Raw genomic sequence first — 24,550 nt, 5'->3', positions numbered from 1 at the left:
ACCTGACATAGGAAAGAAGCCCTTTTTAAGATGGAAAGGATGACAAGGATGATTCACTTTCACCTTATTTTTATAAAATATGTGTCTTGACACTGGGGTCCACCTTAATCAGCATTGTTATGACTTGACCTTTGTGAAATCTCTTTTGATTAGCATCTAATGGTTTTATACCAATCCAACTCACTAATTTATCAGCAACATCAGGTCTGTTTGTCACTTTGAATGGCGGCATCTGGTGAAAAGATTGCCTTTTAATCCCTTTTAAGTTCTGCATTTCAATCACCTTCAGTTTCTTACAACCATCATATTCACTCATTAACCATAACACAATCCATTGATAATATTAAAAACATTTTCCAAAAAGGCAGCCATTTCTTGCTAAAACGTCTTTTTTATTGCTGTATTTAAGCTAATTGTTCACATAGTCATTCCTTCGTTGTATCATGAAATTATACAGGTATAGGGGGTGTGTAAGATGGATCAAAAAATACTAATAGTGGATGATGAAGTTTCAATCGTAACTTTACTCAAGTACAATGTTGAACAAGCTGGCTTTAAGACTGAAGTTGCATACACTGGAACAAGCGGATTAGAAAAAGCAACCAGTTCTTCTTTTGATTTAATCATATTAGATTTAATGCTTCCCGAATTAGAAGGAACAGAGGTGTGCAAGCAATTAAGGCATAGAAACATTGATACACCAATACTTATGCTTACAGCTAAAGGGGATGAACTTGATAAAGTGCTGGGACTGGAGTTAGGTGCAGATGATTACTTAACCAAGCCATTTAGTCCAAAGGAAGTGGTTGCGAGAGTAAAAGCAATCCTGAGAAGAACAAATAAAAAAGAGATTGGCAATGAATCGACCATACACATTGCAGACTTAACTATATATCCAGAGCAGTATGAAGCAACGATTAATGGCGAACCTTTACAATTTACAAGGAGAGAATTTGAATTACTATACTATTTAGCAAAACATAAAAGCAAGGTTTTGTCGAGAGAACAATTATTGATGGCTGTATGGGACTATGATTTTGCAGGAGACACGAGAGCCGTCGATGTTCATGTCAGTCATTTGAGAGACAAGATTGAACCTGATTTGAAACACCCCGTTTATATCAAAACGGTTCATGGACTTGGATATAAGATGGAGGATTCCCATTCATGAATACATCAAATTCTCGATTATTCTTCACTTACATTGCTGTCGTTATTCTGGTTTTACTGGGAATTGGGGCCATTGTCATGCCCTTAACGTCTCCAGCCGGGAAAGTAATTGTTGGTCTTACATTACTTGGATCCCTAATTATATTTTTAATCCTGATCGTTAATCTTTTTGACAAATATATTAAACCAGTTCGTTCTGCAACCAGAGTTGCAGATGAGTTAGTTAAAGGTAATTATCGAGTTAGAACTTATGTCTCTCCATATGGTGAGGCAGGTAAACTTAGCAATTCAGTCAATGAGCTGGCACGGAACCTACAGGAAATGACCATCCAGGAAAAGATGCAAGAAAGCCAGTTAAAGACAGTTGTTGATAATATGGACAGTGGGTTAATGCTGATCGATGAACGGGGGTATGTTCATTTAGTTAATCAAAAATTTTCGTCTATATTCAGCATAGACCCCCAAGACGTGATTGGCTATCTCTATTACAACATTATTGATGAACAAAGCATCCATAAGGCAGTACAAGAAGCATTTCTTTACGAAAAAGAAATTACAGACTCTTTTACAAGTTCAATGGAATTAGGCAGTAAGTTCGTTGAAATCGTAGGGGCTCCGATTCTTAATGAAGCAAACAGGTTAAAGGGAACTGTTTTAGTTTTTCATGATATAACCGAATTTAAACAGTTGGAGCAAATGCGGAAAGATTTTGTTGCAAATGTCTCTCATGAATTGAAAACACCTGTTACTTCGATCAGAGGTTTTGCTGAAACGCTGCTAGAAGGAGCAATGAACGATCCGGAGTTAAATAAGCAATTTTTAACAACAATATTTGATGAGAGTAAACGGCTGCAGGCACTGGTTCAGGATTTACTGGAGTTATCTGAACTGGAAAAAGATGAACTTCAGTTACAGACAAAAGAAATTGATCTAGCTGGACTTTTTAAAGAGATTCGGCCATTTCTGGATCAACAGGCAGCCCAACAGCAAATTCATTTTTCTTCATCTATAAGTGAAAACCTTGTAATGACTGGGGACACTGATCGTATGAAACAGGTTTTGTTGAATTTAATCACGAATGCAATGATCTATACCCCTGCCAGAGGTAAGGTAGACTTAACAATGGATGGCACAGACGACATGATAAAAATAAAAGTAAGTGATACTGGAATAGGAATTCCAGAAGAAGAAAGGTCAAGAATATTTGAGCGGTTTTACCGTGTTGATAAAGCAAGAAGCAGGAATACAGGTGGTACAGGACTTGGTCTGGCGATTGTTAAACACATCGTTGAAGCCCATAATGGTAAGATTGAACTGGACAGCAAACTAGGACAAGGCACAACATTTAAACTTACTTTTCCCAAGTATATAAATTAATAGCGATATATTTACAGACGAGGCGATAGTGCTTAAAGGTACTATCGTTTTTTAAACGAGAAATATTTTAAGATTTACAACATCCTAACACATGCTTAACAAAAAATTAAAATCTATCAGTTACTCTATCATTGAAAGAAATAATGAGTAAGGGAGGAACAGAAATGAAGAAGATTAAGCTACTAGGAATCTTTGTACTATTTGTTTTAATTTTTGGGGTGCTTGCAGCATGCGGTGCGGAAAAAGAAGAGCAGGAAAATAGCACAAGCTCAGGTGGAAATAGTGGTTCTATAGTCGTGTCTGGGTCTAGTGCCATGCAGCCACTAGTTGCTGCAGCTGCAGAAAAATTTACGGCGCAAAATCCTGAAACAGATATAACAGTTAATGCTGGTGGATCTGGTACTGGATTGAGTGAAGTTTCTGAAGGGACAGTAGAGATTGGTAACTCCGACGTCTTCGCGGAAAAAAAAGACGGAATCCCTGCTGATGAATTAGTAGATCACAAGGTCGCTGTGGTTGGTATAACCGCTGCGGTAAATCCAAAAGCAGGCATTGATAACCTGTCTAAGGAAAACTTAAGTAAGGTATTCACTAAAGAAGTAACCAACTGGTCGGAAGTTGGAGGGAACGATCAGGCCATTACATTAGTTAACCGCCCGGATTCATCCGGTACTCGTGCAACTTTTGTCAACTTTGCTTTAAATGGTGCAACACCTGCAGAGGGGGTAACCGAAAATTCTTCAAATACAGTGAGAAAGATTGTTGAAGAAACACCTGGCGCCATTGGATATTTGGCATTTTCATACTTCACTGATAAGGATTCTGTCGTACCTTTGTCTATTGACGGGGTAGAAGCTACAGATGAAAATGTTCAATCCGGTGAATTTCCAGTATGGGCCTACCAGCACGCCTACACAAAAGGCGAACCTGACGGGTTAACAAAGGCGTTCTTACAGTATCTGCTGAGTGATGACATACAGGGCGGTTTAGTTCCTGAGCAAGGCTATATCGCTGCTTCGAAAATGCAAGTAGAGCGCGATGCGAAAGGAAACCTGACAAATAAATAAAAAGTAAATGAAGCACAAAGGGAGAAATTATACATTCACCCTGCCAAGAACTTCTTTAGGAGTGCTGATTTCATGAAAAAGATTGAAACTTCAACAGCAAGACAGAGGCTGCTTAAATCAAATAACAAGGGTTCACAAGGTGAATTGAGAGGACGTTTCCTCGTTACACTTTGTGCGCTCATTATGATTGCAGCAACGATTTCAATTACTGCCTTTCTTACAGTTAAAGGCCTTCAGTCTTTTTTAGTAAATGGTGTGAGTCCAATAGAATTTATAACCAGCAGTGACTGGAATCCCACTAGTAGTAAAAATCCTCAATATGGTGCGCTGCCTTTTATCTTCGGTTCTCTTGCTGTTACATTTTTATCAGCTTTAGTCGCCGCGCCTTTGGGTATTGGTGGAGCTATATTTATGACAGAAGTAACGCCGTCGTGGGGGAAAAAGATTTTACAGCCTGTTATAGAGTTACTCGTCGGCATTCCATCTGTTGTCTATGGATTTATAGGTCTAACAGTATTGGTCCCATTTATCCGCAATACGTTTGAAGCCCCACAGGCCGGATTTAGCCTGCTGGCTGGAACCATTGTACTATCGGTTATGATCTTGCCGACTATTACGACCATTGCGACAGATACAATGGGGGCAATACCGGACAGCTTGCGCGAAGGATCTTACGCATTAGGGGCTACAAGGTGGCAGACAATACGGAAGGTTTTAATTCCAGCAGTCTTGCCCTCTTTATTAACTGCAATTGTTTTAGGAATGGCAAGAGCATTTGGAGAAGCACTTGCAGTTCAAATGGTAATCGGAAACGTTCATGACCTTCCATCTTCAATATTGGATCCATCAGCAACGCTAACGACCATTATCACGTTAAATATGGGCCATACCGCTTACGGCAGTGTTGAAAATAATACATTGTGGTCAATGGGATTAATTTTGCTAATTATTTCATTCCTATTTATTCTAATCATTCGCTTTTTGTCATCTAGGAGGAAAATTTAATGAAAAGCAAGGTAGCAGACCGAATCGCCACAAGTGTTTTTGTTGCACTAGCTTTAATTATCGTCATCATAATGGCTGGATTACTTTTCTTCATTTTATCCAGAGGTGTCCCCGACATTTCATGGCGTTTTTTAACCACTGAATCAAGTACGGTTAGTGCAGGCGGTGGCATACGGGATCAATTATTTAACTCGTTCTACGTGTTATTCATCACCATGTTGATAACTGTCCCATTAGGGGTTCTGGGTGGAATCTACATGGCCGAGTATGCAAAACAGAACAAAGTGACAAGTTTTATTCGCTCATGCATTGAATTGCTTGCCTCCCTTCCTTCCATCGTGGTTGGCATGTTTGGTTTACTTGTATTCGTAAATGCAATGGGATGGGGATATTCAATTCTTGGTGGTGCACTGGCATTAACCATTTTTAATATTCCTGTTATGGTTCGTGTTAGTGAAGATGCGATCAGAGCAGTTCCCAGAGAACAAAAGGAAGCAAGTTTAGCACTGGGAATTTCTCATTGGCATTCAATAAAAACAGTCCTGATACCTGGTGCTTTTCCCGGTATTTTAACTGGAACAATTCTTGCATCAGGCCGTGTTTTTGGAGAAGCTGCTGCATTGCTTTTTACAGCTGGTTTGTCTACCCCTGGATTGGATTATGGCAATTGGAATCCCTTTTCAGAAACATCACCATTAAATCTCTTTCGACCGGCAGAGACATTAGCTGTGCATATATGGGCAGTCAATACAAATGGAATTATGCCAGACGTAGAAAGAATTGCTGACGGATCATCGGCTGTATTAGTTATTTGTGTATTAATGTTTAATTTATTGGCTCGCTGGGCAGGCAAACTCGTTCATAGGAAAATTACAGCCAGCAGATAAAAGGCAGGTGTCTATAAATATGAAGCAGTTAACCAGATTACAAACCGAACCGGAGACGAAGAGCCAGCAAACGAATCATATCAATAAGGAAATCATTTTGAGCATTAAAGATTTAAGCATCTTTTATGGAGACAATGAAGCGGTAAAAAAAGCAGCATTTGATATAGAAAAAAATTCGGTAACAGCACTGATTGGGCCTTCAGGGTGTGGAAAGTCGACCTTTCTTAGAAGTATTAATAGAATGAATGATTTGATCCCAATTGCCCACAGTCAAGGGGAAATAGTATATGAAGATGTCAATATTCTTGACAAAGACATCAATGTTATTGCCCTGAGAAAAGAGATAGGAATGGTTTTTCAAAAACCAAATCCTTTTCCCAAGTCTATATATAATAATATCACACACGCACTGAAATTTTACGGAACTAAAGGCAGAAAAAAATTAGATCAAATAGTAGAGGAAAGTTTAAGAAAAGCATTTCTTTGGGATGAGGTAAAAGATAGACTCCATGAGAGTGCTTCATCATTATCAGGCGGGCAACAACAGAGGCTCTGTATAGCCAGAACGCTTGCGATGGAACCAAATGTGCTATTGCTGGATGAGCCTGCATCATCACTGGATCCTATTTCAAATGCAAAAATTGAAGAGTTAATACTACAACTTAAAAACAACTATTCTATAGTCATTGTGACCCATAATATGCAGCAGGCATCAAGGATTTCCGATAAAACAGCCTTTTTCTTAAATGGGAGTGTTATTGAATATGATGATACACAAACTATTTTCGCTGCCCCTGCACAACAACAAACTGAAGACTATATCTCAGGCCGATTTGGCTAAGGAGGGAAGTGACATGGCCGTTGTATCAACAGAAGCCCGTTCAATATTTGAAGTCAAGGATATGAATCTATGGTATGGACATTTTCATGCGCTTAAAAACCTGAATTTATCCATGTCAAAAAATGAAATAACTGCCATTATCGGACCTTCCGGGTGTGGTAAATCGACGTTTATAAAAACACTCAATTTAATGGTCAATATGGTTCCAACTGTAACAATGACTGGTGAAGTTAACTATAACGGTTCAAATATTTTAAGCAGTAAAATTGATCTAGTCAATTTAAGAAAACAGATAGGAATGGTTTTCCAAAAGGGTAACCCATTCCCACAGTCAATCTATGATAATGTCGCTTACGGTCCGCGGATTCATGGAATTATAAACAGGAAAAAGCTTGATCACATTGTTGAATCATCCCTGAAGGACGTTGCCCTGTGGGATGAAGTGAAGGATCGTCTCAGCAGTAATGCCATGGGATTATCTGGCGGGCAGCAGCAAAGACTGTGTATAGCTCGAGCATTAGCTAACAAACCAGAAGTGATTTTGATGGATGAACCTACGTCTTCATTAGACCCCGTTTCTACTTTAAAAATAGAGGAATTAATAACGGAATTGAAGACTAAATATACGATTGTTGTAGTAACACATAACATGCAACAAGCGGCGCGAATATCGGACAAATCGGTCTTTTTTCTACACGGTGAGGTAGTGGAATCATCTGATACGAACACTTTATTCACAAATCCCAAAGATAGCAGAACAAAGGATTATATTACTGGCCGGTTTGGTTAATAAAAAAAACAGAGCCACCAAACGGTGTTACTCTATAGACACTAAATATTTTGTCACTTTTGATAATCCCGAAACACAATGTATTTCACCATGAAAAAACTTGCCAAAAATGAGAGAAACATTGCCATTCCTTTAGAAAAATTATATTGCAGCAAGTTATTAATACCAATAAAGTTCAACAATTCATTCGTACCAAGAAAAGTGAGATTATTCACACCAAGACTGACTAACCCTTGAACAATAAACAATATACGCTGACGATTGCTTCCTTCAGAGGAACGCTTAAACGTGATAGTGCCATTCCAGAAATAACTGTTTGCCACAGCCAGTGAATACGCTATGGTATTATATAATAAAAGCAATCCTTTAGAATCCGTATGAAATAAAATCAGTAACAGATTCAATGCTCCTATATCAATGGCTGCATTGGCCAAACCAATAACACCAAACTGCAAAAATTGCGTCGGGCCTCGTTTTTGTTGTGACATGAGTATTCCTCTTCATAAAGCCTGTCTTGTTACATACCCCGGCAAGCTGTGCACAAGTGTCCATGCTGATCCCGAATGATCAAAAGCGAGCCGGAGAACTGCGCTTTTTAAAATGTTAGTCACTCTGCGAAGTTTGAGTGATCAGTAATTAACCAATTTTAACACGCGAGAGCGTAACATAGTTTGTGTAAACAGCTATGATGAAAGATGGTCATAGAAAAAGGAAGACCCTTTCCTGTAGAATAGAGTTAGTCACAAAACACCCACAGGAGGTCTTCCCTATGAGCCATCTTACTACAGATTTGCTTGAAGCACTAGCCCAAAAACAAGATATTGAGGAAGTTTTTCGCCGTCATTTGGAAACGGCGATCAATCAGCTTTTAAAACATGAACTAACGGCTTTTCTGGATTATGAACCTTATGAACAGGCTGGTGTTAACTCTGGTAATTCCCGTAATGGATTTTACGGCCGGACGTTCAAAACGGAATACGGCAGCCTTGAGCTCCATATTCCCAGAGACCGCAACGGTGCCTTTCAGCAACAAACTCTGGCGCCTTATAAGCGTTCCAACGACACATTGGAACAGTTTATCATCCATTTGTACGAAAAAGGCATCACAACGGATGAAATCGCCGATTTGATCGAAAAAATGTACGGTCAGCATTATTCCAAACAGACCGTATCCAATCTGACAAAGCTTGTGTCTGAAGACGTCCAGGCTTTCCATGAACGACAGTTGGAAAAGCACTATGTCTGCATTTATCTGGATGCCACACAAATCCCGATCCGGCGCCAAAGCGTGGAAAAAGAATCGGTCTATATCGCCATTGGCATTGCGGAGGATGGCGGCAAAGAAGTGCTGGACTTTACCATTGCCCCAACGGAATCCGCCGAGGTGTGGGAAGAGCTGATCCAGCGTTTATCTGAACGCGGTGTCGAGCACGTCCTTCTTTTTATTTCGGACGGTTTGAACGGCATGACGGATGCCCTGCATCGCGTCTACCCAAAAGCTAAACATCAGGTGTGCTGCGTTCATGTTTCCCGCAACATCGCTAACAAAGTGCGTGTGAAAGATCGCGCCGCCATTCTGGATGACTTCAAGGCTGTCTACGAGGCTGAAAGCCGCCAGGAGGCGCTGAATGCCCTGGACCAATTTCAAACCAAATGGCATAAGACATATCCGCGTGCTGTCGATGCGGTGATGAAACAGGACCGTTTATTAACGTTCTATGACTTTCCGGCATCCATCCGACCCAGCATCTATACAACAAACCTCATCGAAGGATTTAACAAGGAAATCAAACGCTACGTTAAACGCAAAGAACAGTTTCCCAACGAAGATGCCCTGGAACGTTTCCTGGTGACCCAGTTTTTAGACTATAATCATAAGTTCGGTATGCGGTGCCACAAGGGCTTTGGAAAGGCAAAGCCTGAATTACTGCAGATGTTTGAATCGTTAGAAGAGCAGGTTTAAACGGTAAAAACCTTAGCTAACTCAATTCAAAAGGGATAGGGTCATTTACACAAACTTGTTGACGCCCCCTTTTAACGCTTTATGCATTATAACTTCGCACAAGTCATGAGGAAAATGATGATAAATGGAATACCTAACACCCATAACCAAAACTCGGCGGAATAAACCATGTTCAAATACATGTCGGTATGCATAAACCACTGGAAGACAGCCAGGAATATAATGCCACAGAAAATTGAAAAAGCAATAAACACTATAAAGAATAACATGATAAGCAATGATTTTTTGACTGTATGAACAACTCCCATCATCAAGAAAATCCCCTTTCAGCAAAGACACCGTATAGATGTCGTCCGAGTATTTCCAATGCTTCTTTCTTTATTTCATAATACCTCGTTTTACCGACAAATAGCTGCGGATAAATGACCTCGTCACTATATCGAGAACCGTCATGACGTCTATGCAAATACTTCAATTCTATCAATTCTTGTTCAATCGGATTTAATGAACGAATGGTTGAATGCAAAATTTCTAACCACTCTGATGCTTGTATTGTTTTTAGAGCATACATTTCTGTCTTGCTCTTTTTGAAATTGCTGGATCCATGAGGCATATCGGATATAGATGAAACGATGCTTGGTACCTTCGTTTCGTTCGCCATGGCTTTAACTTTAAAATACCGGTTTAGCCAGTTTTTTTCCGCATGTTCAATATAGAAATTCTGTTCATCCTTTAAAATGTCTTCAATTTCCTCTTGCGTGAATATGTTCTCAACATCCGTGCTGAATTGCATGAAGCGATTCACCCTTTCTTACATCTCAGATATTGATTTCAACCCAGATTTTCGTCAATTGGCAGGATGATGCTTAGCCAATGAATGCATGACCCATGTTATCCGTTGAAAATAAATTGAGGCATGATCCAAATCATCTTGTTGAATAGATTCCAAAGCTTTAGCCAGGTTCATATCATAATAATCCCATTCTTGTTTTATATACGCTTGATCAATTTGAGACACAACTATATCCTCCTTTATAAGTTATTACTTAAAATCTCACTGACACAATCATATAAGTCTTCTTTATTTGAATAGCATTCATGGTTTGATTTAGTGACCATTTCGTACAGGCCATGCTGATTTACCTGAACAGTTGCCTTTATTTCAGGAATAAATAGCGATTCTTCATGGCCATATACAATGGATCAGACATTTTTCCTAGGTATTCATAAACGTGTAATTGATGAGCCATGTGATCAGTCACGATGCTCTTCCTTCCATTTGCGTATCCTCGCATCCCCAAAATGCCGCCCAGTCCAAGACGTTAATTCTTCCAGATAAAACGGTTCTTCACAACGTGGACAGGAGGGCAGCATCTTTTTTCCTCGATACTTTTGCTCTAAATGACGTATGGTCTTTAACCATGGCTTATAGTTAATAATTCGCTTCCGTTGTTCAAGCATGTATTCCAATTGTTCATTCATTTGCTCCCAACGTGACGCCATATCATACATGGCATCATAGGGATCAATCATTGCCCCACAGCTTGAACACATGACGCTTCTATTTCGTGTGTCAAGCATGTATTTTCTTTTTTGGCACTTACATATCTTTTCCATCCCCCGATTGATTCGAATTTGATCCATATGAATGATCTTGTCAGGCAGTTGGTCAGTCATTCTACATTCACCCCGTTCACTAAATATTACGTTCAAACAGCTTTCCTTCTAATCAGCTTTGCCATGCCATAACTTCTTCCTCGCAAACTTCTTCAGACGTAACGCCATATTCGTTTGCTAAATTTTTGATATTACTTTTTGAATAACCATTTGCTAAACACAATCGCTCGTAAAATCCGGCTCTCGGATTCGTGATGTTTAGCCAAAACAACCTTCTCCTCACTGCTTTCATATACTTCAAGTTACTTCTAGCTTCGCGAATAGACTGATTGATGTTCATTTTGATACCCCCTTATCATTCAGTAATTGTCTTTTCTGGATCCGGATTCATGAGATCATGCAGCAACTCACCTATAACTTTTTCTTCTTCACTATTTTTTCCATTCAATGCTTCCATCCGCAGCCTGTATAAAGATAACGCTTCTCGCATAAGGTGTGCTTCCGAATAGCCTGCATGAACCACCAATGTCTTGTCATCACTTTTATTGATCACTTGCATCTAAATCCTCCTGATTAAGTTTAATTTCACATATCAGCTAATCATGGTATAATTGAAGATATCTTCTTGGACATCAGAAAGTTTGATATTTAGGCGTATCGTTGCTTTCTGTTTTCCAGTTCATTAAGATATTTTCTTGTTTCAGCTGCCGTTGGTACATATTTGTCACCAACGGAGCTTTTATGTTGCATCCATTCCCGCCATTTCCTGTCGGTGTCCACTTGACTATCCTTCGGGTCAAACACCATCACACTTTTCATACCTTGCCACATCTTAAAAACCCCTCCTTCTATAATCTGAACCGTTCATAACGATAACGTTTGTATTGTCCATCATTCTTGAGAAGTTCCGTTCATTCACCCGTTCTTTGAGTTCATCACTACTTAAATTGGTCGTATAAACGGTTGCTTTACCTGAGCGATCATCCAGTATTTCGAAAAGTTTAGACGTAGACCATTCTGTTTGTTGTTCCGCCCCAATATCGTCCAGCACTAATAAGTCCACACGTTGAATAACATTTAGCAGGTCATCTTCTGTGACGCCTTTTGTATTATAGGTTCGCTTGATCTTCGTTAGCAGTTTTGGAAGGGAGAGAAACAAGCATTCGTAGTCTCTTTCCATCAACTCTTTCGTTATCGAAACCGAAAGATGGCTTTTTCCGGTTCCATAATCGCCTGTCAATAAGAGATTCTGTTTTCGATCAAATGAATGGATATACGCCAATGCCTTTTCTTTAGCCCTCTTTATGTTGCTGTCGAGGGAATCAAAGTTATCTAATGTTGCTTCTTTCAGCGAGTCATTTATCAATGAATAATAATTAAAACTGTCCATCAGCTTACGATGTTTGAGCTGACTGTATTTTTGTTCAGCTGCTTTTGCCAGCTTGATATCTTCACATCTGCATCCGTAATTTGCTATGACTCGCTCCCCTTCACGTGGTCCAGAAGGGATGATCAATTCTGTTTGTGATACGTGCTGATGGCAACCCTCACACACAAACGTTTTAAGTCGTTTTTGTTCTGGACTTGTTATATGCTGTTTAATACTTTCCATCAGGAATTCCTCCTAAAATCCATAATCATAACCATCATTCGTTGAACCTGCCTGCTCACTCGACTTTCGCTTCCGGTTCTGAAATTGATTCCGATATGCCTGTTCTTCAACATTTGCTTGCTCAACAGTGATAATATTGTTTTTTTGCCATGACTTAAGTATTCTCTCGGTGTATCCCCATGACTTTTTATTACGTTTAATAGCTCGTTTCATGGCTTCAATAACTAAATCTCCACCTAAATCGTTAGTCCACTCAAGAATAGATTCTTGTTCATAAGGACTGGCGGCCCCAAAGTTTTTTTCATAAAACTTGATTGCATTATTAGTAGTAGTAGATATATTCTCTTCTTCTTTCTCTTTTTCTTTCTCTTCTTCTACTTCTTCTTCTGGTGCGTGATTGTCACGTGACGTCACGTTTTTAGGTTTTTGCTCAATTTGTTTAGCTTTCTCACGTTCTCTTTGCTTTTGTTTTCTTAATTTATTCTGCTGCCTTACCCTTTCCATCCCTTCAACATTCTGGTGTTTTTTCCAATTTGTAATGTGTATAAAGGAATCTTCGTCTATGTGAATCATTCCAAATTCTCGTAAAGCATTTAATGCAAGCCGTACAGTATTTACTGGTCTACCGAATATCGTAGCAAGCATCTCTTCCGTGTATGGAATATTTTCATTTAGGTAGATGTATCCATTAGCATTGGTTTTTCCTGCTTGTGCCAGTAATTTCACCCAAACAATTAGAATGGTATCAGCCTCTGGCATTTGTTCTATCAGTTTTATTTTTTCATCCTCAAACATAGATATATCTAATTTAATCCATTTCAGATCTTGCATTACTATCTCCCCTTAGCTGTTTGAGATATGTTTCTCTACTTAATACGTTTTAAATGGCGCTGTATGGATACTTCATACGCATTTCTTGTGCATTCTGTGCCGATGCGTATAACCAATCGAAAAACATCTTTGTAGGCACTTTAGGATGACCTAACTCCCTCGTGACTGGAAAATCTCCACGATTGAATAACTCGTTACACTTAGTAGGACCAACCCCTGTAATATCCATGAATTGTTTTCTTGTCAGCAATGGTGGCAATTCTGATTCCTTTAATTCTTCAACGAGGATCGGCACCAATTGTTTTTTGATTTCGCTTGCGAATGTTTGTATTTCTTCCGAACTGAATGTTGTGTTTGACATTCCCATCACCATCCTTGCAATGTAAGTTTTTAATTCAAATTATTTTGTTCCTTTTTGGGACAATCACTACTAAAAAAATTCACCCAGTTAAACCTCAATGAATTTGCAATATTTTTTGCTGTATTAACAGAGGGCTTTTTTGTTCCTTGTTCTATACGAGTATAATGACTTCTTGAAATCTTAGATAGACAAGAAACTTCATTTTGGGTATATCCCCTTTCACCTCGAATTTCTTTGAGCCATAACCTCATTTCGCACCTCCTTTATGTTCCTTAAAGAAACTTTATACTAATAATAATATGTTACTAAAAGGAACTTGTCAACAATAAATTAAAATTAATTTATACTTATAGGAACAAAAGGGTGAAGTTACTGAAAGAAACCTTTATAATGTAGGTAGTAGGTGGAAAGTAGTGATAATATATGAGTCTCCTCTCTGAACGTCTGAAAAATTATAGAGAAGAACTAAAGAAAACTGACAAAAAATGGACCCAACAATATGTTGCTGAGAAAATAGGGGTGGCTAGAGTCACCTATACAGCTTATGAACGTGGTACTAAAACACCACCTCTGGACATCATTAATCAAATTGCTGATTTATTCGATATTGATACAGACTATCTTCATGGAAGAACAGACGATCCTATCAAGGGGGTTGATGAGGAACTAAAAGAATTATTAAATGATCCACAAACTGACTTAATGTTTAACAATTGGAAAAACATGTCTGATGAGGAAAGAAGAGAAGTGCTTGATACAATTGAATATCTCCATTTTAAAAGGAAAAAAGGAAAAAAGTAATTCTACAGCCAAATACGGAGACTATAGTAACTGAAGATAAGCGAATTTAGGAAAATCGGAAATCACACGGTGTACATATAATTGTATACCTTTATTTTTATACTTAATTAGAACATACGTTCCTATGGAGGGTTGTTGTATTAATACTCATCTTGAAGACTATATACAGAATTTGTACAAGTTTCTCCGTATCAATAGACCAGAACAATTAACAATTGATAATATTGCCACGAGGCTCAATTTAAATATTTATTACGGCAAATTCAGTCTCCGTTTCGGAAATGATTTAGTAATACAAAAATCGACAAAGCAGCGAGAATGGCAGTTATTTGGTCACGAAGTTTGTCATTATTTGAGGCATTGTGGAAATCATCTAACTTTGCATCGTTTGTTTTTAGACATGCAGGAATGGCAAGCCAATCATTTTGCTTACCATTTCTGCGTACCAACTTTTATGCTACATAAAACAGACTATATCTCGATAGACACCATTATGAATTTATTTAACGTTGAATATGATTTCGCTGTTAGACGATTAGAAATGTATCAAAACAAACTATATAAGGAGGGCATGAATCATGTACTGTCAAAAATTTAAAACTAAATCTGGACAAGTTAAATAGGAATGTATTGCCGATGGAGAACCTGATCCTGCAACAGGAAAGCGCAAACAAATAAAACGACGTGCAAAGACACAACGAGAAGCCAAAGAACGTGTGAAAAAAGCTGTCCGGTCAACTCAAGAAGATAAAATTGACGAGAATTCAGGAAAACGCGTTACATTTGATCAAGTTGCAGCTGCTTGGTTGGAAGTATACAAACAAACAGGCGTTAAAAGGAGCACAGTACGGATCCGGGAAAAAGAAGTCGCTATACTAAACCGTTACATGGCAAAAAGCCCAATTGGAAAGATTACGTATTCCATGTATCAAAAATTCATTAATGACATTTCGCCAAATTATGCCCGGACTACAGTCCAAGGAGTGAACACATCAGCTGGCATGATTTTTCAGCATGCAATAAAGGATAGGCTTATTAAAGAAAGTCCAAATCGCGATGTTATTATACCTAAAAAACGAAAAACAGTTGAAGAAATTGAGATAGCACCTATTGAACAAAAATATTTAACGAACGAAGAATTGAACGAGTTTTTAAATGCCACTTTAGACAATGGCCAGGAATTAGATATCGAGCGTTTCTATCTGTTAGCCTTTTCAGGCATGCGCTCCGGAGAGTTATGTGCATTAAAATGGTCTGACATTAACTTTAGCACTAACACTGTTCGAATTACAAAAACACTCTATAACGAAGATAACAACATGCGCAAATTTGAATTAACACCGCCAAAAACGAATGGGTCAATACGGTCGATTGAAGTGGATTCTGAAATTATGCAGCTTATTAAATCACATTACAAACGTCAGAAAAAGATCAAAATGAAATATCGTTATGAAGTGGAACATGACGGTAATTTCGTTTTTTGCCGAGCGAATGGTTATCCTTATATACAAAAAAATATTGTGATGAGGATGGCTAGGCTGATGGAATATACCAACATTGAAAAAAAGGCGACGCCCCATATCTTCAGACACACCCACATAAGCATGATGGCTGAAGCTGGCGTGAACCTTGCGACGGTTATGGAAAGGGTAGGACACGATGACCCACAAACGACTTTAAAAATCTATACACATGTAACCAAAAAGATGAAAAAGGACGCTTCCGCAAAAGTTAGCAACTTATACGAAAACGCCCTTTCCAAAATAAAATTCAATTAAATGTTACTTTCTTGTGACATTTTTAATGTTACAAAGGCTTTAAACCTCTTATAAACACTATCAAATCAAGGCTTACGGGCGATGATTTACATCATGCCGCCCCTTTCATACCTAACCATTTCAGTTTTTCTTAACAACTATAAAACACCTTCTAATCAATATTTTTAGCGTTTATGGAATTTTTTAATACTGCACAGATTTATGTGTTTATAAATTTTTAGTGACCAAATTTGAGTAACCATAATGCAATATGTTGACTTTTATTGATTGTTCATTAATAAGCCAAAAATAGTTTTAAGAATTAATTGTTATTCTACAGTCGCGCTTGATTGTGGCAATATTACTCATTCCGGGCAATCATTGATAAGCAATCGTTATCCTTCAGTTTAACTAATAACTGCGTTTAAATTAACTATACCTTGAATCTGTTTAAGTACATCACCCTTGGCTCGTTCTATAAATTCTCTATAGGTATCAACGTTTGGGAGAATGACTAAAGCGTTTTTATAATTAAATTTAAAATCCCCTTTTACTCTCCACTCTCTTTCATGTGTCCAGTCCACAATGTTATCTTTGCTGGAGAAATCAAGTGTCACCATTCTCCACCTTTCATCAGATGGTAAGATTTTTGCAAATTCCTTAGTTTCATATATAACAGGCCTGCCACCTTTCGCAAAAACCAAAGGTTTGTTGAACATCAACCCAATAGCTGTGTATCGTTCCTTGCCTCCCAATTTTTCATGGTTAATAACTTCATGTCTGATATTTTGAGCAATACCACTCAAAGGTGCATCCTGAAAGCAGACAGCAGGGTCACTACCACTTACATAGCCACTATTTGTACTACCTTTAATTTTTTTGTCTTTTAAAATCTCAAACAAAACATCTAAAGGGCTTTTATCCTCCTCTTTTCTCCCACGTGTCAGATGTGTAACATATAAACTCATGTCAGATCGAGCCCATACTCTTTCCTCCCATAATTTATTAGTGTATGTCATCGATTAACTTCCTCCCCAGTATCTTCCTTTCTACGACCAAAAATAATTCCTTGAATTTCATAGCCACTACCACCTTTATTCACTTCAAGTTTACCATTTCATAAGCATTTACCTCGAAATAATTGAGTTTATAGATTATTCCCTTGATTACAGCCAACAAAGTGTACCACCTGTGACATCTTATTTACCAACGAATGACAAGAAATGTACCACTAAATGACAACCTTTTTACCAGTTTTTATAAAGTACACTACACTTTTATGGAATGAAGCCTGAGCCACTGCGAAGCAGCTTACCATTGACTGTAACGCCTGATTCTTTGCAGACGCTGGAAGGGGTCGGGGCCCCGCCAGCGAATGCTTAGAATCGGCTTGTCCGTGTTATCATATTTGAGCAGGTGTGCCTCTAAGGCATTATTTCTGCCACACCTGCGATAGATCCGCAACACGGACAAAAGTTAAGTCAATGGTAACGGATTACCGAATTAGCACTACTTCAGGCAAATCAGAGCGACCCTTTTTTTATGTGGTAAAGTAGGTTGGCACTTGGTAAATTGTTTGTCAAACACTGGTACAAAAGATGGCAAAGGTGGTAAAAAAACCCTGGCCGTAATCATCCCTTGAAAAACTGTTTTCATCCTAATTGGTAAATCTTTGCTTCTTGGATGATTTATATTGCTATTTTTCAAACTCATTATATATCTTATCTTCAAATACTAATTGGTTGATATAAATACGTGCCTAAATTTTCCATAGTGCGGACCATCGTAAGAGTGACAACCTATTTTTCTAGAATTTTTAAAAAGAAATTAATTTACCCATTTAAAACGGTAATGTATCACTATTAACAAACCCTTTATACTTTTCCATCATTTCGTCTAATACGCTTACCATATCTACCGGTAGATCCAATAAATGATTAGAAATAACTTTAACTAAAATATACTCTCTTGGATTGCCATAAGATGTTGTATCATACACTTCGAGGAAATTCCTTATTATCAACTTATTTAGGGCTTTACTGTAATTGCGAGACAGTTGGTCATCTAAATCATTAACCTCTTCCCATTGCTTTATATTCTGAATTTCTCCTTCTGCCTTCCACCTATAGCCCAAAGTTTCTTGTCCCATATCTATCATGTATTTTATTAATAAGAACTCCTCATCAGTAAGTTTTCTATTTCAATGACTTCCTTAAACTTTTTAAATTGAATATCGTTGTTCGTATTACTATCCAATGTTTCATCTTTTTCATTAGAATGGGGGATAAAATCATTGGTAGTTGTCGACTCGTTATCCAGTTTAACATAGTCTATTATTTCTGAATCATCAATTTCTTGCTTAATGTTTTCTATTGTCTCCATGTATTTTGTGATTGCTTCATCGAAGATAACAGGGTTCACCTTATTGCCAAGTGTACTGACAATTATGTCCGCAAATTCAATTATATTTTGTCTATCATCGATAAAAGCACCCAATTCTCTTGGTTCTACTGCTCCTTCCCAAAATTCAGGGTTACTAGGATTGAACCCTGGTGTAAATAACGAAATATGCTCATTCTCAATAACCCATGCAGCTCCCATCTCGTTTAAACAAGTTATGCTCGAGTAATATCTTTCTGAAAGTAGATAGATAACAAAAGGTTTTTCCTTTATTTCATTTTTCAGCCATTTAAATATGTCTTCACCTTTTGGGATTCCATGTCCTGATTTACTAGTAAATATAATGTTTTGTTGAGGCACACCAATATCCTTCAACAATTGGACTATTGCATCACCATATTTAAAATCTTTTGAGGAGTGGCTAATAAAAAACTTCATATGTAACCTCCATTTAAATAAACATTTAAAATTGTAGTGATAATAGAGCTAGGTCTATTTATTTTATTAACTTCAATAAGAAGCATACATGGAGCTTACGGTGTTTCTTTGCTAATTTATCCATTGGATACAATAATCAAAGACCAATAAGCCCACTGTATTTACAGGCCAAATCGTTATTAAAAAAGTTTATCAATAAAATTTTCTCTAAATTCCTGCTTTAATTCAGGTGAACCAGAGTAACGTCTGAACGTGAAGATAATGATTTCAAAAATTCTTCTTTCGATTTACCCTGTTCACGTAAATGATCTCCTTTAGGCTCTAAAAGACTTGATATGTGGTATTTTCACCCTTCATATAGAGTAGAAATTCAGACATAAACCCCCTCATTTTTTAACCTTAAATCATTAAGACCTTTATATAAGTTACTCAACTTTCGCATACTGAAATAGGCAGATATGCCTTGGTATAATTGGGCAGACTCGCAATCCATTGCTGTAGTTGACTTTTGATGAGTTGTTGTATTTTCTTATTACTCTTTTTCAGGGTATCTTCAAGAAGCTCGATTAACTGCTGCAGCGCGACAGCCCAATCGAGGTCACTTGCTTCGTCGCATAATTCATAAAACATGCCACCTAGTGTTCGGTCATCTGTACTGCAGCGGTTCTGCCATGACAGGACAATATACCTTGCGAACACAATGGTCGTGTGGCTGATGAGCGCGTCATAGGAACGGCTCTGGAACTCTTTTTGAAGTTTTAAAAGGGATTTTGTTGTTTTGAAAAACACTTCAATATCCCAGCGCATGCCGTGAATTCGGTTGATTTCCTGATCGCAATGTACAGTCTGTGCTTAAGATCGCCAGCCAGTCACTTTTCTTATTTCGGTTGCGGACGAAAACGACTTTGACAGGCACACCATTAGCCTGTGTTGTATGGATGGAACGCAAAATGCCCTTTTTTCCATCAGTGGGCTTAGCCAGGCGATACAGCTCATCCAAGCTCACGCGCTTACCATTCACAAGATAACGTTGCTTCAGCTTTTTGACCATGCCAATAACGTCAAGTCCCTGTTCAGTCAGGTCTTTGATGAGAGGCTGCTGTGTAAACCATGTATCCATCAGCACATAGGAGACATCAATGCCGGCGTTCATCGCCCGTTCCATCATACCGGGAATCTGTTCCGGTGCCGTTTGTAACGCTTCCTTTCGACGCTTGTAGCCGGAACTGCGCTTATCAACCGTTTCAGACATACCGTTGACCTGACTCTTTTTCGAGCTTAATAATGAAAAGTCTACAGGCAGAAACGTTGCACCGTCAGACCAGCAATGTCAACATGCGGAGGCCTTTGTAGAAACGTATTTTCTGCATGATCGAAGCAGCGAGCCAAAAGCTCTACGTTTTTGCTTCGGTTTCGATCATAAGATGAATCATCTAAAATGAACACTTTCGGACGATCTTGACGCATCAGCTTTGACACTTTACCAATCGTATAAGCGGCCAATGAAAGCAGAAACCGTCGCCAGTTAAACGTCGATTGGTTCAGAAACCGATAAACGGTATCCTTGGCCGGAAGATCCGTGGCTTTTTTGCTTTCAAATGTCCGAAACCAGTTTTGTTTTCAAAGATTAAGCAAAAAATTAGCTAAAAAATGGAAGCACAGGAAAAACCAAAAGACTTCTTAATCCCTGTGTTACGCAAGTGTTTGAACACATTTAATTCTTTAAATGTCGATTTTATTTCTCCTCCAGTGAAAGATACATCACATTCTCTCTGATCTATATATAGTCCAAACTTGTATAAATGCTTTATTGTGTCTTTACTGAAAGTTGTCGATTTTTAAATTCTGTATGCCACTCTCTAAGTCCACAAAAGTCATTTTCTAGCTCGTACGGATCAGGAATTGAAACAGGAGCTTCAAGTGGTTGAGAATGCTCATACCTTGAGTATTTGGTCATTAGTTGATCAAAATAATTACAGTCTGCTTCAGATATTTTCGCCAGTTCATCTATCTTGCCCTGAGTGTTGATGTCTCGCTTATATCGTTGGACAACGTTTGACATGAGTTCATGCTCAATCATTCGTTCAATAAGAATTCTAAATTCGCTGCATAGAGACTTCCCGTAGGGTTCGTAACTTTCTCTCCCATGTTCATTGTAAATTTTTTTTGCTTTTGAAAGGATCTCACCGATAAGTTTGTTTAAAACCCTGTCTGGTTTCTTTGCAAATATAGGTATGTCACCTGGCTCTCCAGTACCCCACGACTCTTCTCGTATGGCAACAGTCTCGGGCTTAACATTTTTCTTTTTTGCAAAATCTTGAACTAGACCCAGAAAAGAGAGACGATGCGTGAAAATAATTACCTGTTCGTTCGAGGAAAGATTACAAAGTCTTTGAACCACCGCCTCCTCATAATTTTGATCAAGTGAAGAAATAGGATCATCAATTACAAAAGGACCTGAATTATTGCTTCCTGTAACATCTGCGATAAAGGCAGCAATGGAAACAATCCTTTTTTCCCCTTCGCTAAGAATTTCATTGATATTTTTTTGAGTTACCCCATCTAGCTTAATCGTATGGAGCACACTTCCTTTTGAAACTTTTGATTTCACTATCCTTACTTTGAGATGAGAGGCTCCCAGTGCACTAAGTTCGTTATTAAATCGCTGAATAAAAGCATCCGTAATGAACGTTTCTGCCAGCTCTCCTTTTTTCTTCGAGAGGGCTGTAGACGAAGTTGTTCGTTTGGCCTCTTTAATTTTCTGGAGAGCTTGAAGTCTATTGACTTCTTCAAAAATCTCTTGTTTATAATTACTCAGCCATTTTTTTGCTTTAAGATTTTGTAATATCTGCTTTAATTCTTCACGATTATCTTGCTTGTAGTCTTCTGTATATTTATTGGCTAATGATTGATATTCCTTTGAAATATCACGCATTCTTTCTAACCAATCAGGATTTTGAGATATAGCAATTATATCCTCGTTTATGTCAGATGATTGTAATTGTCCTTTTATTTTTCGAAGCATTGTGAATGTTTCGATCATCGCATCTATGACTTCTTGTTTTTCTATTCCAGAAGCATTAGCTTTAGCTTTTAAAGTATCTGAATCCGGTATTTCCGATAAGGCATCTATATGTAGTTTCTTTTCATTTTCTGCTTTTTCTGCCTGACTTTGGGTCTCACCTTTTATATATTCTTCAAAGGACATAAACCTTTTTTTTGCTTCTACAGATAAGGGCTGGTGACACAATACACAAACTGAATTGTCTTCAATAACTGGAAAGTTTTTATCCTTCCAAGCATACTCATTCGAATATTTTCGGGCAGCATTCCACATTTCCTTCCATACATCGGAGCCAATGCCTTCAAGTTCGGAATCACTAAATGCCTTACTTGCAGCTGTTTCAGCGGCTGATCTTTTTGAAACTTCTTTTTTCTTAGCTGCAATAATTCTTTTACAGTTTTCATAGGACAACTCATCAAGGTGTTTTTGAACTTCTCGAATAAGGTTGTCTACATTTTTATTTTGGTTTTTTAATTGTTTAACTTTGTCTTCTGGGGATGGTTCTAAAAGTCTTTTCTGGATTTCTTGCAATTTCTCTTCGTTTTCTTTGGTAAACGCACAATATTTTTCAATCTCTTCGGAGGTAGTTCCTGCACTGATATCTCCTATCCATTTTGCTCCTTCAGACCCCATTAATTCATTTGGGATTTTGGGTATTTTTGATTTTAATGCACCCTCTTCTTCATTCAGTTTGATTTCAACCTTTTTGCAAATCTCAATAAGCGAACTAAAAAAAGATAGTATTGGGGGTTCATAACTAACTTCATCTTCTCCTCCAATAAATACTTGTCCAAACGTATCATCAAAGATATTTACAGAATTAAGCTCATCACAAACACCTTGACCAGTCCATTCATAAGTTTTTGGCACATTATTCTTTAAAAATGTAATTTTAGCTTCTTGATCCGTTTTTTCTTGAGTAAAAACATTATTATGTAATTCGCCTAAAATTTTATTCCGAGCTCCACAGACATGTTTTAACAGTCTTACATAACCAGATTTTCCTGACCCATTATGTCCATATACAACAACGATGTCACCTTCTCCAAATTCGAGAGGAGTCTTTGGTGCTAGTTTATTAATTCCGGAAGTCTCACTAATTGAGCACAAACGTATATTTTCAGAGTTATGTGAGCTGAAAACACTTTCAGGTATGTCGATATCTATATTTGGGAATTCATTGTTTACTTCCTGCTTGCATAACCTTGTTAATTCTAAAATCATATTATCACTTGGCTCACCTGATTCTAGCAACTGTTTTGCTGCAAGTTGTATCCATTTAGGTCTATTGACTAACCATTCCTTCGTTGATACATCCATTCCAGTAGTCTCCCTTTATTAATATTATATTTCATTCATCTAACTTATTGACATATATAGACGTTATCGAAAGTTATACAAACATTTTCCGGAGAAATCCCTGTTTTTGTGTTTTTAAGGCTTCGATTTTTTGGGATTGTAATTCAATACGTTTGTCTAACTTTTGAAAGAAAGATCCGATTTTTTGTTGTTCTTTTTTATCTGGATAATTTATATTAATCGCCAATATTTCCGACTTTTTTAGGTTCGTTTGTCCAACACCATTATCATATTTTAGTAATTGAATATTACGATTCAAATTCGAAAATAAAAATCTGGGGCTTCCATTTATATTAAATATTCTACCTATCCGTTGATTCAGGGTATACCTTTCATCTTCATCAACCAGAAAACATTTAGCAAGTGCCTTACCATTAGGTACGTCGCTCATGACTATCGTTATATCCTCTTTATAAAGAGGAGTTAATCTCTGATTAACCAATTTTTTCGTCGTGCCTTCGCTGGAAATAAATTTTGAGTTTATAAGTACATAGTTTGCATGCTTATCAACAAATTTCTCATGGGCCTTCCCATTTTGAAAATCAGAAATATCACCTAACTTTTTCTTTTCCCACTCCGGATAATTGTTCCCATCTTCATCTTTAAACCGTAGTTCTTGCGAGAATATATTTTGCATATACCCCTTTTTTTGCTCTTCCAATAAATCTAATTTCTTCTCTTCTAGTTCGATCTGTTGATCGAGTTTGCTGAAGAAATCGCCTATTTTTTGTTGTTCATCATTAGATGGAATTTTTAACTTTAGCCCTCTAATATCTTTTCCTGATATCGCCTTAAAAGTACTGCCTTGAGCAAATTTTTCCCATTTATTTTGTAAATGAAATTTTTCTAAGAAATAATATATAAATTTATTTCCTTTTATAGAACTAACTCCACGACCAATACATACTTCCATTTGTGTTATTCCGATTTCTCCGACAGGGGCTCTTACTGTAAGTAATATATCTCCTTTATCAGCAATTTGGGTCACCTCTTTAGTATATATTCTGGGAAGTACTGTGCCGCCTTTTAAATCTGCGTTACCTTGAACTAAGATCATATTTTCACTATCATCTGTATAATTAGAACTTTTTGGACTGTGTCCCATTTTAATTTTTGTTATATTCCCAAGTACTTTTGGCCTCCATCCCTCCTCAAACTCAGAGAACCTCAACTCAGGTACATTCTTTTGTTTTATTGATATATCTGCCAT

The 24,550-nt window shown here is 37.7% G+C and carries 28 protein-coding genes and 1 pseudogene; 11 read left to right on the top strand and 18 right to left on the bottom strand.

Annotation, left to right across the window (positions count from 1 at the left end):
* Window positions 1-70 precede the first annotated feature (70 nt).
* On the bottom strand, window positions 71-316 hold the full coding sequence (locus FFL34_RS11875; protein ID WP_138603616.1) for a hypothetical protein: 246 nt from the start codon (window positions 314-316) through the stop codon (window positions 71-73).
* Between the two features lie 159 nt (window positions 317-475).
* Between FFL34_RS11875 and FFL34_RS11870 the strand changes: the two genes are divergently transcribed.
* From FFL34_RS11870 to pstB (FFL34_RS11840), 7 genes are all read left to right on the top strand, one after another.
* Window positions 476-1,171 carry a response regulator transcription factor gene (locus FFL34_RS11870; RefSeq protein WP_138603615.1) on the top strand — a complete coding sequence of 232 codons (696 nt, stop codon included), beginning with the start codon at window positions 476-478 and terminating at the stop codon, window positions 1,169-1,171.
* Window positions 1,168-2,547, top strand: coding sequence for a two-component system histidine kinase PnpS (gene pnpS, locus FFL34_RS11865; protein WP_138603614.1), 1,380 nt, complete (start codon window positions 1,168-1,170; stop codon window positions 2,545-2,547). The genes FFL34_RS11870 and pnpS overlap by 4 nt, the downstream gene beginning before the upstream one ends.
* Before the next feature lie 164 nt (window positions 2,548-2,711).
* Window positions 2,712-3,614 (top strand): phosphate ABC transporter substrate-binding protein PstS family protein, encoded by a 903-nt coding sequence (locus FFL34_RS11860; protein WP_138603613.1) that lies wholly within the window; start codon window positions 2,712-2,714, stop codon window positions 3,612-3,614.
* A gap of 72 nt (window positions 3,615-3,686) precedes the next feature.
* A complete protein-coding gene (gene pstC / locus FFL34_RS11855; RefSeq protein WP_138603612.1) occupies window positions 3,687-4,619 on the top strand; it encodes a phosphate ABC transporter permease subunit PstC in 933 nt (310 codons plus the stop codon).
* Window positions 4,619-5,506 carry a phosphate ABC transporter permease PstA gene (pstA, locus tag FFL34_RS11850; protein ID WP_138603611.1) on the top strand — a complete coding sequence of 296 codons (888 nt, stop codon included), beginning with the start codon at window positions 4,619-4,621 and terminating at the stop codon, window positions 5,504-5,506. The genes pstC and pstA overlap by 1 nt, the downstream gene beginning before the upstream one ends.
* Window positions 5,481-6,347: a phosphate ABC transporter ATP-binding protein PstB gene (pstB, locus tag FFL34_RS11845; RefSeq protein ID WP_411712867.1), complete on the top strand. Its 867-nt coding sequence runs from the start codon at window positions 5,481-5,483 to the stop codon at window positions 6,345-6,347. Before pstA ends, pstB (FFL34_RS11845) begins: the two co-directional genes overlap by 26 nt.
* A gap of 13 nt (window positions 6,348-6,360) precedes the next feature.
* Complete coding sequence (pstB, locus tag FFL34_RS11840; protein ID WP_138603609.1) at window positions 6,361-7,137, top strand: phosphate ABC transporter ATP-binding protein PstB; 777 nt, start codon at window positions 6,361-6,363, stop codon at window positions 7,135-7,137.
* A 53-nt stretch (window positions 7,138-7,190) separates the two neighbouring features.
* On the opposite strand, the gene FFL34_RS11835 is transcribed toward pstB (FFL34_RS11840), so the two are convergent.
* Window positions 7,191-7,625: a GtrA family protein gene (locus tag FFL34_RS11835; RefSeq protein ID WP_234031488.1), complete on the bottom strand. Its 435-nt coding sequence runs from the start codon at window positions 7,623-7,625 to the stop codon at window positions 7,191-7,193.
* A gap of 281 nt (window positions 7,626-7,906) precedes the next feature.
* Here FFL34_RS11835 and FFL34_RS11830 point away from each other — a divergent pair, with 281 nt between their 5' ends.
* Window positions 7,907-9,100 carry an IS256 family transposase gene (locus tag FFL34_RS11830; protein WP_138603607.1) on the top strand — a complete coding sequence of 398 codons (1,194 nt, stop codon included), beginning with the start codon at window positions 7,907-7,909 and terminating at the stop codon, window positions 9,098-9,100.
* Between the two features lie 310 nt (window positions 9,101-9,410).
* Here the strand turns inward: FFL34_RS11830 and FFL34_RS11825 are convergent, their stop codons facing one another.
* The 10 genes from FFL34_RS11825 to FFL34_RS11780 form a co-directional block, all read right to left on the bottom strand.
* Window positions 9,411-9,893, bottom strand: coding sequence for an ArpU family phage packaging/lysis transcriptional regulator (locus FFL34_RS11825; protein WP_138603606.1), 483 nt, complete (start codon window positions 9,891-9,893; stop codon window positions 9,411-9,413).
* A gap of 54 nt (window positions 9,894-9,947) precedes the next feature.
* Window positions 9,948-10,118, bottom strand: a complete 171-nt coding sequence (locus FFL34_RS18280; protein ID WP_171046351.1) for a hypothetical protein — start codon at window positions 10,116-10,118, stop codon at window positions 9,948-9,950.
* A gap of 236 nt (window positions 10,119-10,354) precedes the next feature.
* Window positions 10,355-10,777 carry a hypothetical protein gene (locus FFL34_RS11815; RefSeq protein WP_138603605.1) on the bottom strand — a complete coding sequence of 141 codons (423 nt, stop codon included), beginning with the start codon at window positions 10,775-10,777 and terminating at the stop codon, window positions 10,355-10,357.
* A gap of 52 nt (window positions 10,778-10,829) precedes the next feature.
* The gene (locus FFL34_RS11810) at window positions 10,830-11,057 is read right to left on the bottom strand and encodes a hypothetical protein (RefSeq protein WP_138603604.1); all 228 of its coding nucleotides are present in this window, start codon (window positions 11,055-11,057) and stop codon (window positions 10,830-10,832) included.
* A 15-nt stretch (window positions 11,058-11,072) separates the two neighbouring features.
* Window positions 11,073-11,276 carry a hypothetical protein gene (locus FFL34_RS11805; RefSeq protein WP_138603603.1) on the bottom strand — a complete coding sequence of 68 codons (204 nt, stop codon included), beginning with the start codon at window positions 11,274-11,276 and terminating at the stop codon, window positions 11,073-11,075.
* 89 nt (window positions 11,277-11,365) lie between these two features.
* Entirely contained in the window at window positions 11,366-11,548 is a 183-nt protein-coding gene (locus tag FFL34_RS11800; protein WP_138603602.1) for a hypothetical protein, read from the bottom strand.
* A gap of 1 nt (window position 11,549) precedes the next feature.
* Window positions 11,550-12,329, bottom strand: coding sequence for an ATP-binding protein (locus FFL34_RS11795; protein WP_138603601.1), 780 nt, complete (start codon window positions 12,327-12,329; stop codon window positions 11,550-11,552).
* 12 nt (window positions 12,330-12,341) lie between these two features.
* Entirely contained in the window at window positions 12,342-13,160 is an 819-nt protein-coding gene (locus tag FFL34_RS11790; protein ID WP_138603600.1) for a phage replisome organizer N-terminal domain-containing protein, read from the bottom strand.
* Between the two features lie 49 nt (window positions 13,161-13,209).
* The gene (locus FFL34_RS11785; protein WP_138603599.1) at window positions 13,210-13,521 is read right to left on the bottom strand and encodes a hypothetical protein; all 312 of its coding nucleotides are present in this window, start codon (window positions 13,519-13,521) and stop codon (window positions 13,210-13,212) included.
* 29 nt (window positions 13,522-13,550) lie between these two features.
* Window positions 13,551-13,772: a helix-turn-helix domain-containing protein gene (locus tag FFL34_RS11780; protein ID WP_138603598.1), complete on the bottom strand. Its 222-nt coding sequence runs from the start codon at window positions 13,770-13,772 to the stop codon at window positions 13,551-13,553.
* A 172-nt stretch (window positions 13,773-13,944) separates the two neighbouring features.
* On the opposite strand from FFL34_RS11780, the gene FFL34_RS11775 reads away from it, so the two are divergent.
* The 3 genes from FFL34_RS11775 (at window position 13,945) to FFL34_RS11765 (ending at window position 16,100) form a co-directional block, all read left to right on the top strand.
* Window positions 13,945-14,322: a helix-turn-helix domain-containing protein gene (locus FFL34_RS11775; RefSeq protein WP_138603597.1), complete on the top strand. Its 378-nt coding sequence runs from the start codon at window positions 13,945-13,947 to the stop codon at window positions 14,320-14,322.
* A 124-nt stretch (window positions 14,323-14,446) separates the two neighbouring features.
* Complete coding sequence (locus FFL34_RS11770; protein ID WP_138603596.1) at window positions 14,447-14,920, top strand: ImmA/IrrE family metallo-endopeptidase; 474 nt, start codon at window positions 14,447-14,449, stop codon at window positions 14,918-14,920.
* Between the two features lie 118 nt (window positions 14,921-15,038).
* Complete coding sequence (locus FFL34_RS11765) at window positions 15,039-16,100, top strand: tyrosine-type recombinase/integrase (RefSeq protein ID WP_325053274.1); 1,062 nt, start codon at window positions 15,039-15,041, stop codon at window positions 16,098-16,100.
* 386 nt (window positions 16,101-16,486) lie between these two features.
* Here FFL34_RS11765 and FFL34_RS11760 read toward each other — a convergent pair whose 3' ends face one another.
* From FFL34_RS11760 to FFL34_RS11735, 6 genes and pseudogenes are all read right to left on the bottom strand, one after another.
* Window positions 16,487-17,098 (bottom strand): DUF2971 domain-containing protein, encoded by a 612-nt coding sequence (locus FFL34_RS11760; protein ID WP_138603595.1) that lies wholly within the window; start codon window positions 17,096-17,098, stop codon window positions 16,487-16,489.
* Between the two features lie 821 nt (window positions 17,099-17,919).
* Window positions 17,920-18,228: a hypothetical protein gene (locus FFL34_RS11755; protein WP_138603594.1), complete on the bottom strand. Its 309-nt coding sequence runs from the start codon at window positions 18,226-18,228 to the stop codon at window positions 17,920-17,922.
* 17 nt (window positions 18,229-18,245) lie between these two features.
* Window positions 18,246-18,917: a toll/interleukin-1 receptor domain-containing protein gene (locus FFL34_RS11750; protein WP_138603593.1), complete on the bottom strand. Its 672-nt coding sequence runs from the start codon at window positions 18,915-18,917 to the stop codon at window positions 18,246-18,248.
* A gap of 429 nt (window positions 18,918-19,346) precedes the next feature.
* Window positions 19,347-20,698, bottom strand: a pseudogene (locus FFL34_RS11745) (IS4 family transposase).
* Window positions 20,699-20,724: 26 nt separating this feature from the next.
* On the bottom strand, window positions 20,725-23,301 hold the full coding sequence (locus FFL34_RS11740; RefSeq protein WP_138603592.1) for an AAA family ATPase: 2,577 nt from the start codon (window positions 23,299-23,301) through the stop codon (window positions 20,725-20,727).
* Between the two features lie 73 nt (window positions 23,302-23,374).
* Window positions 23,375-24,550, bottom strand: coding sequence for a restriction endonuclease subunit S (locus FFL34_RS11735; protein ID WP_138603591.1), 1,176 nt, complete (start codon window positions 24,548-24,550; stop codon window positions 23,375-23,377).

This window comes from Lentibacillus cibarius (genome assembly GCF_005887555.1).
Classification (GTDB): domain Bacteria; phylum Bacillota; class Bacilli; order Bacillales; family Amphibacillaceae; genus Lentibacillus; species Lentibacillus cibarius.
The sequence above is the reverse complement of the archived record's forward strand: the minus strand, read 5'-3'. Positions and strand labels throughout refer to the sequence as shown.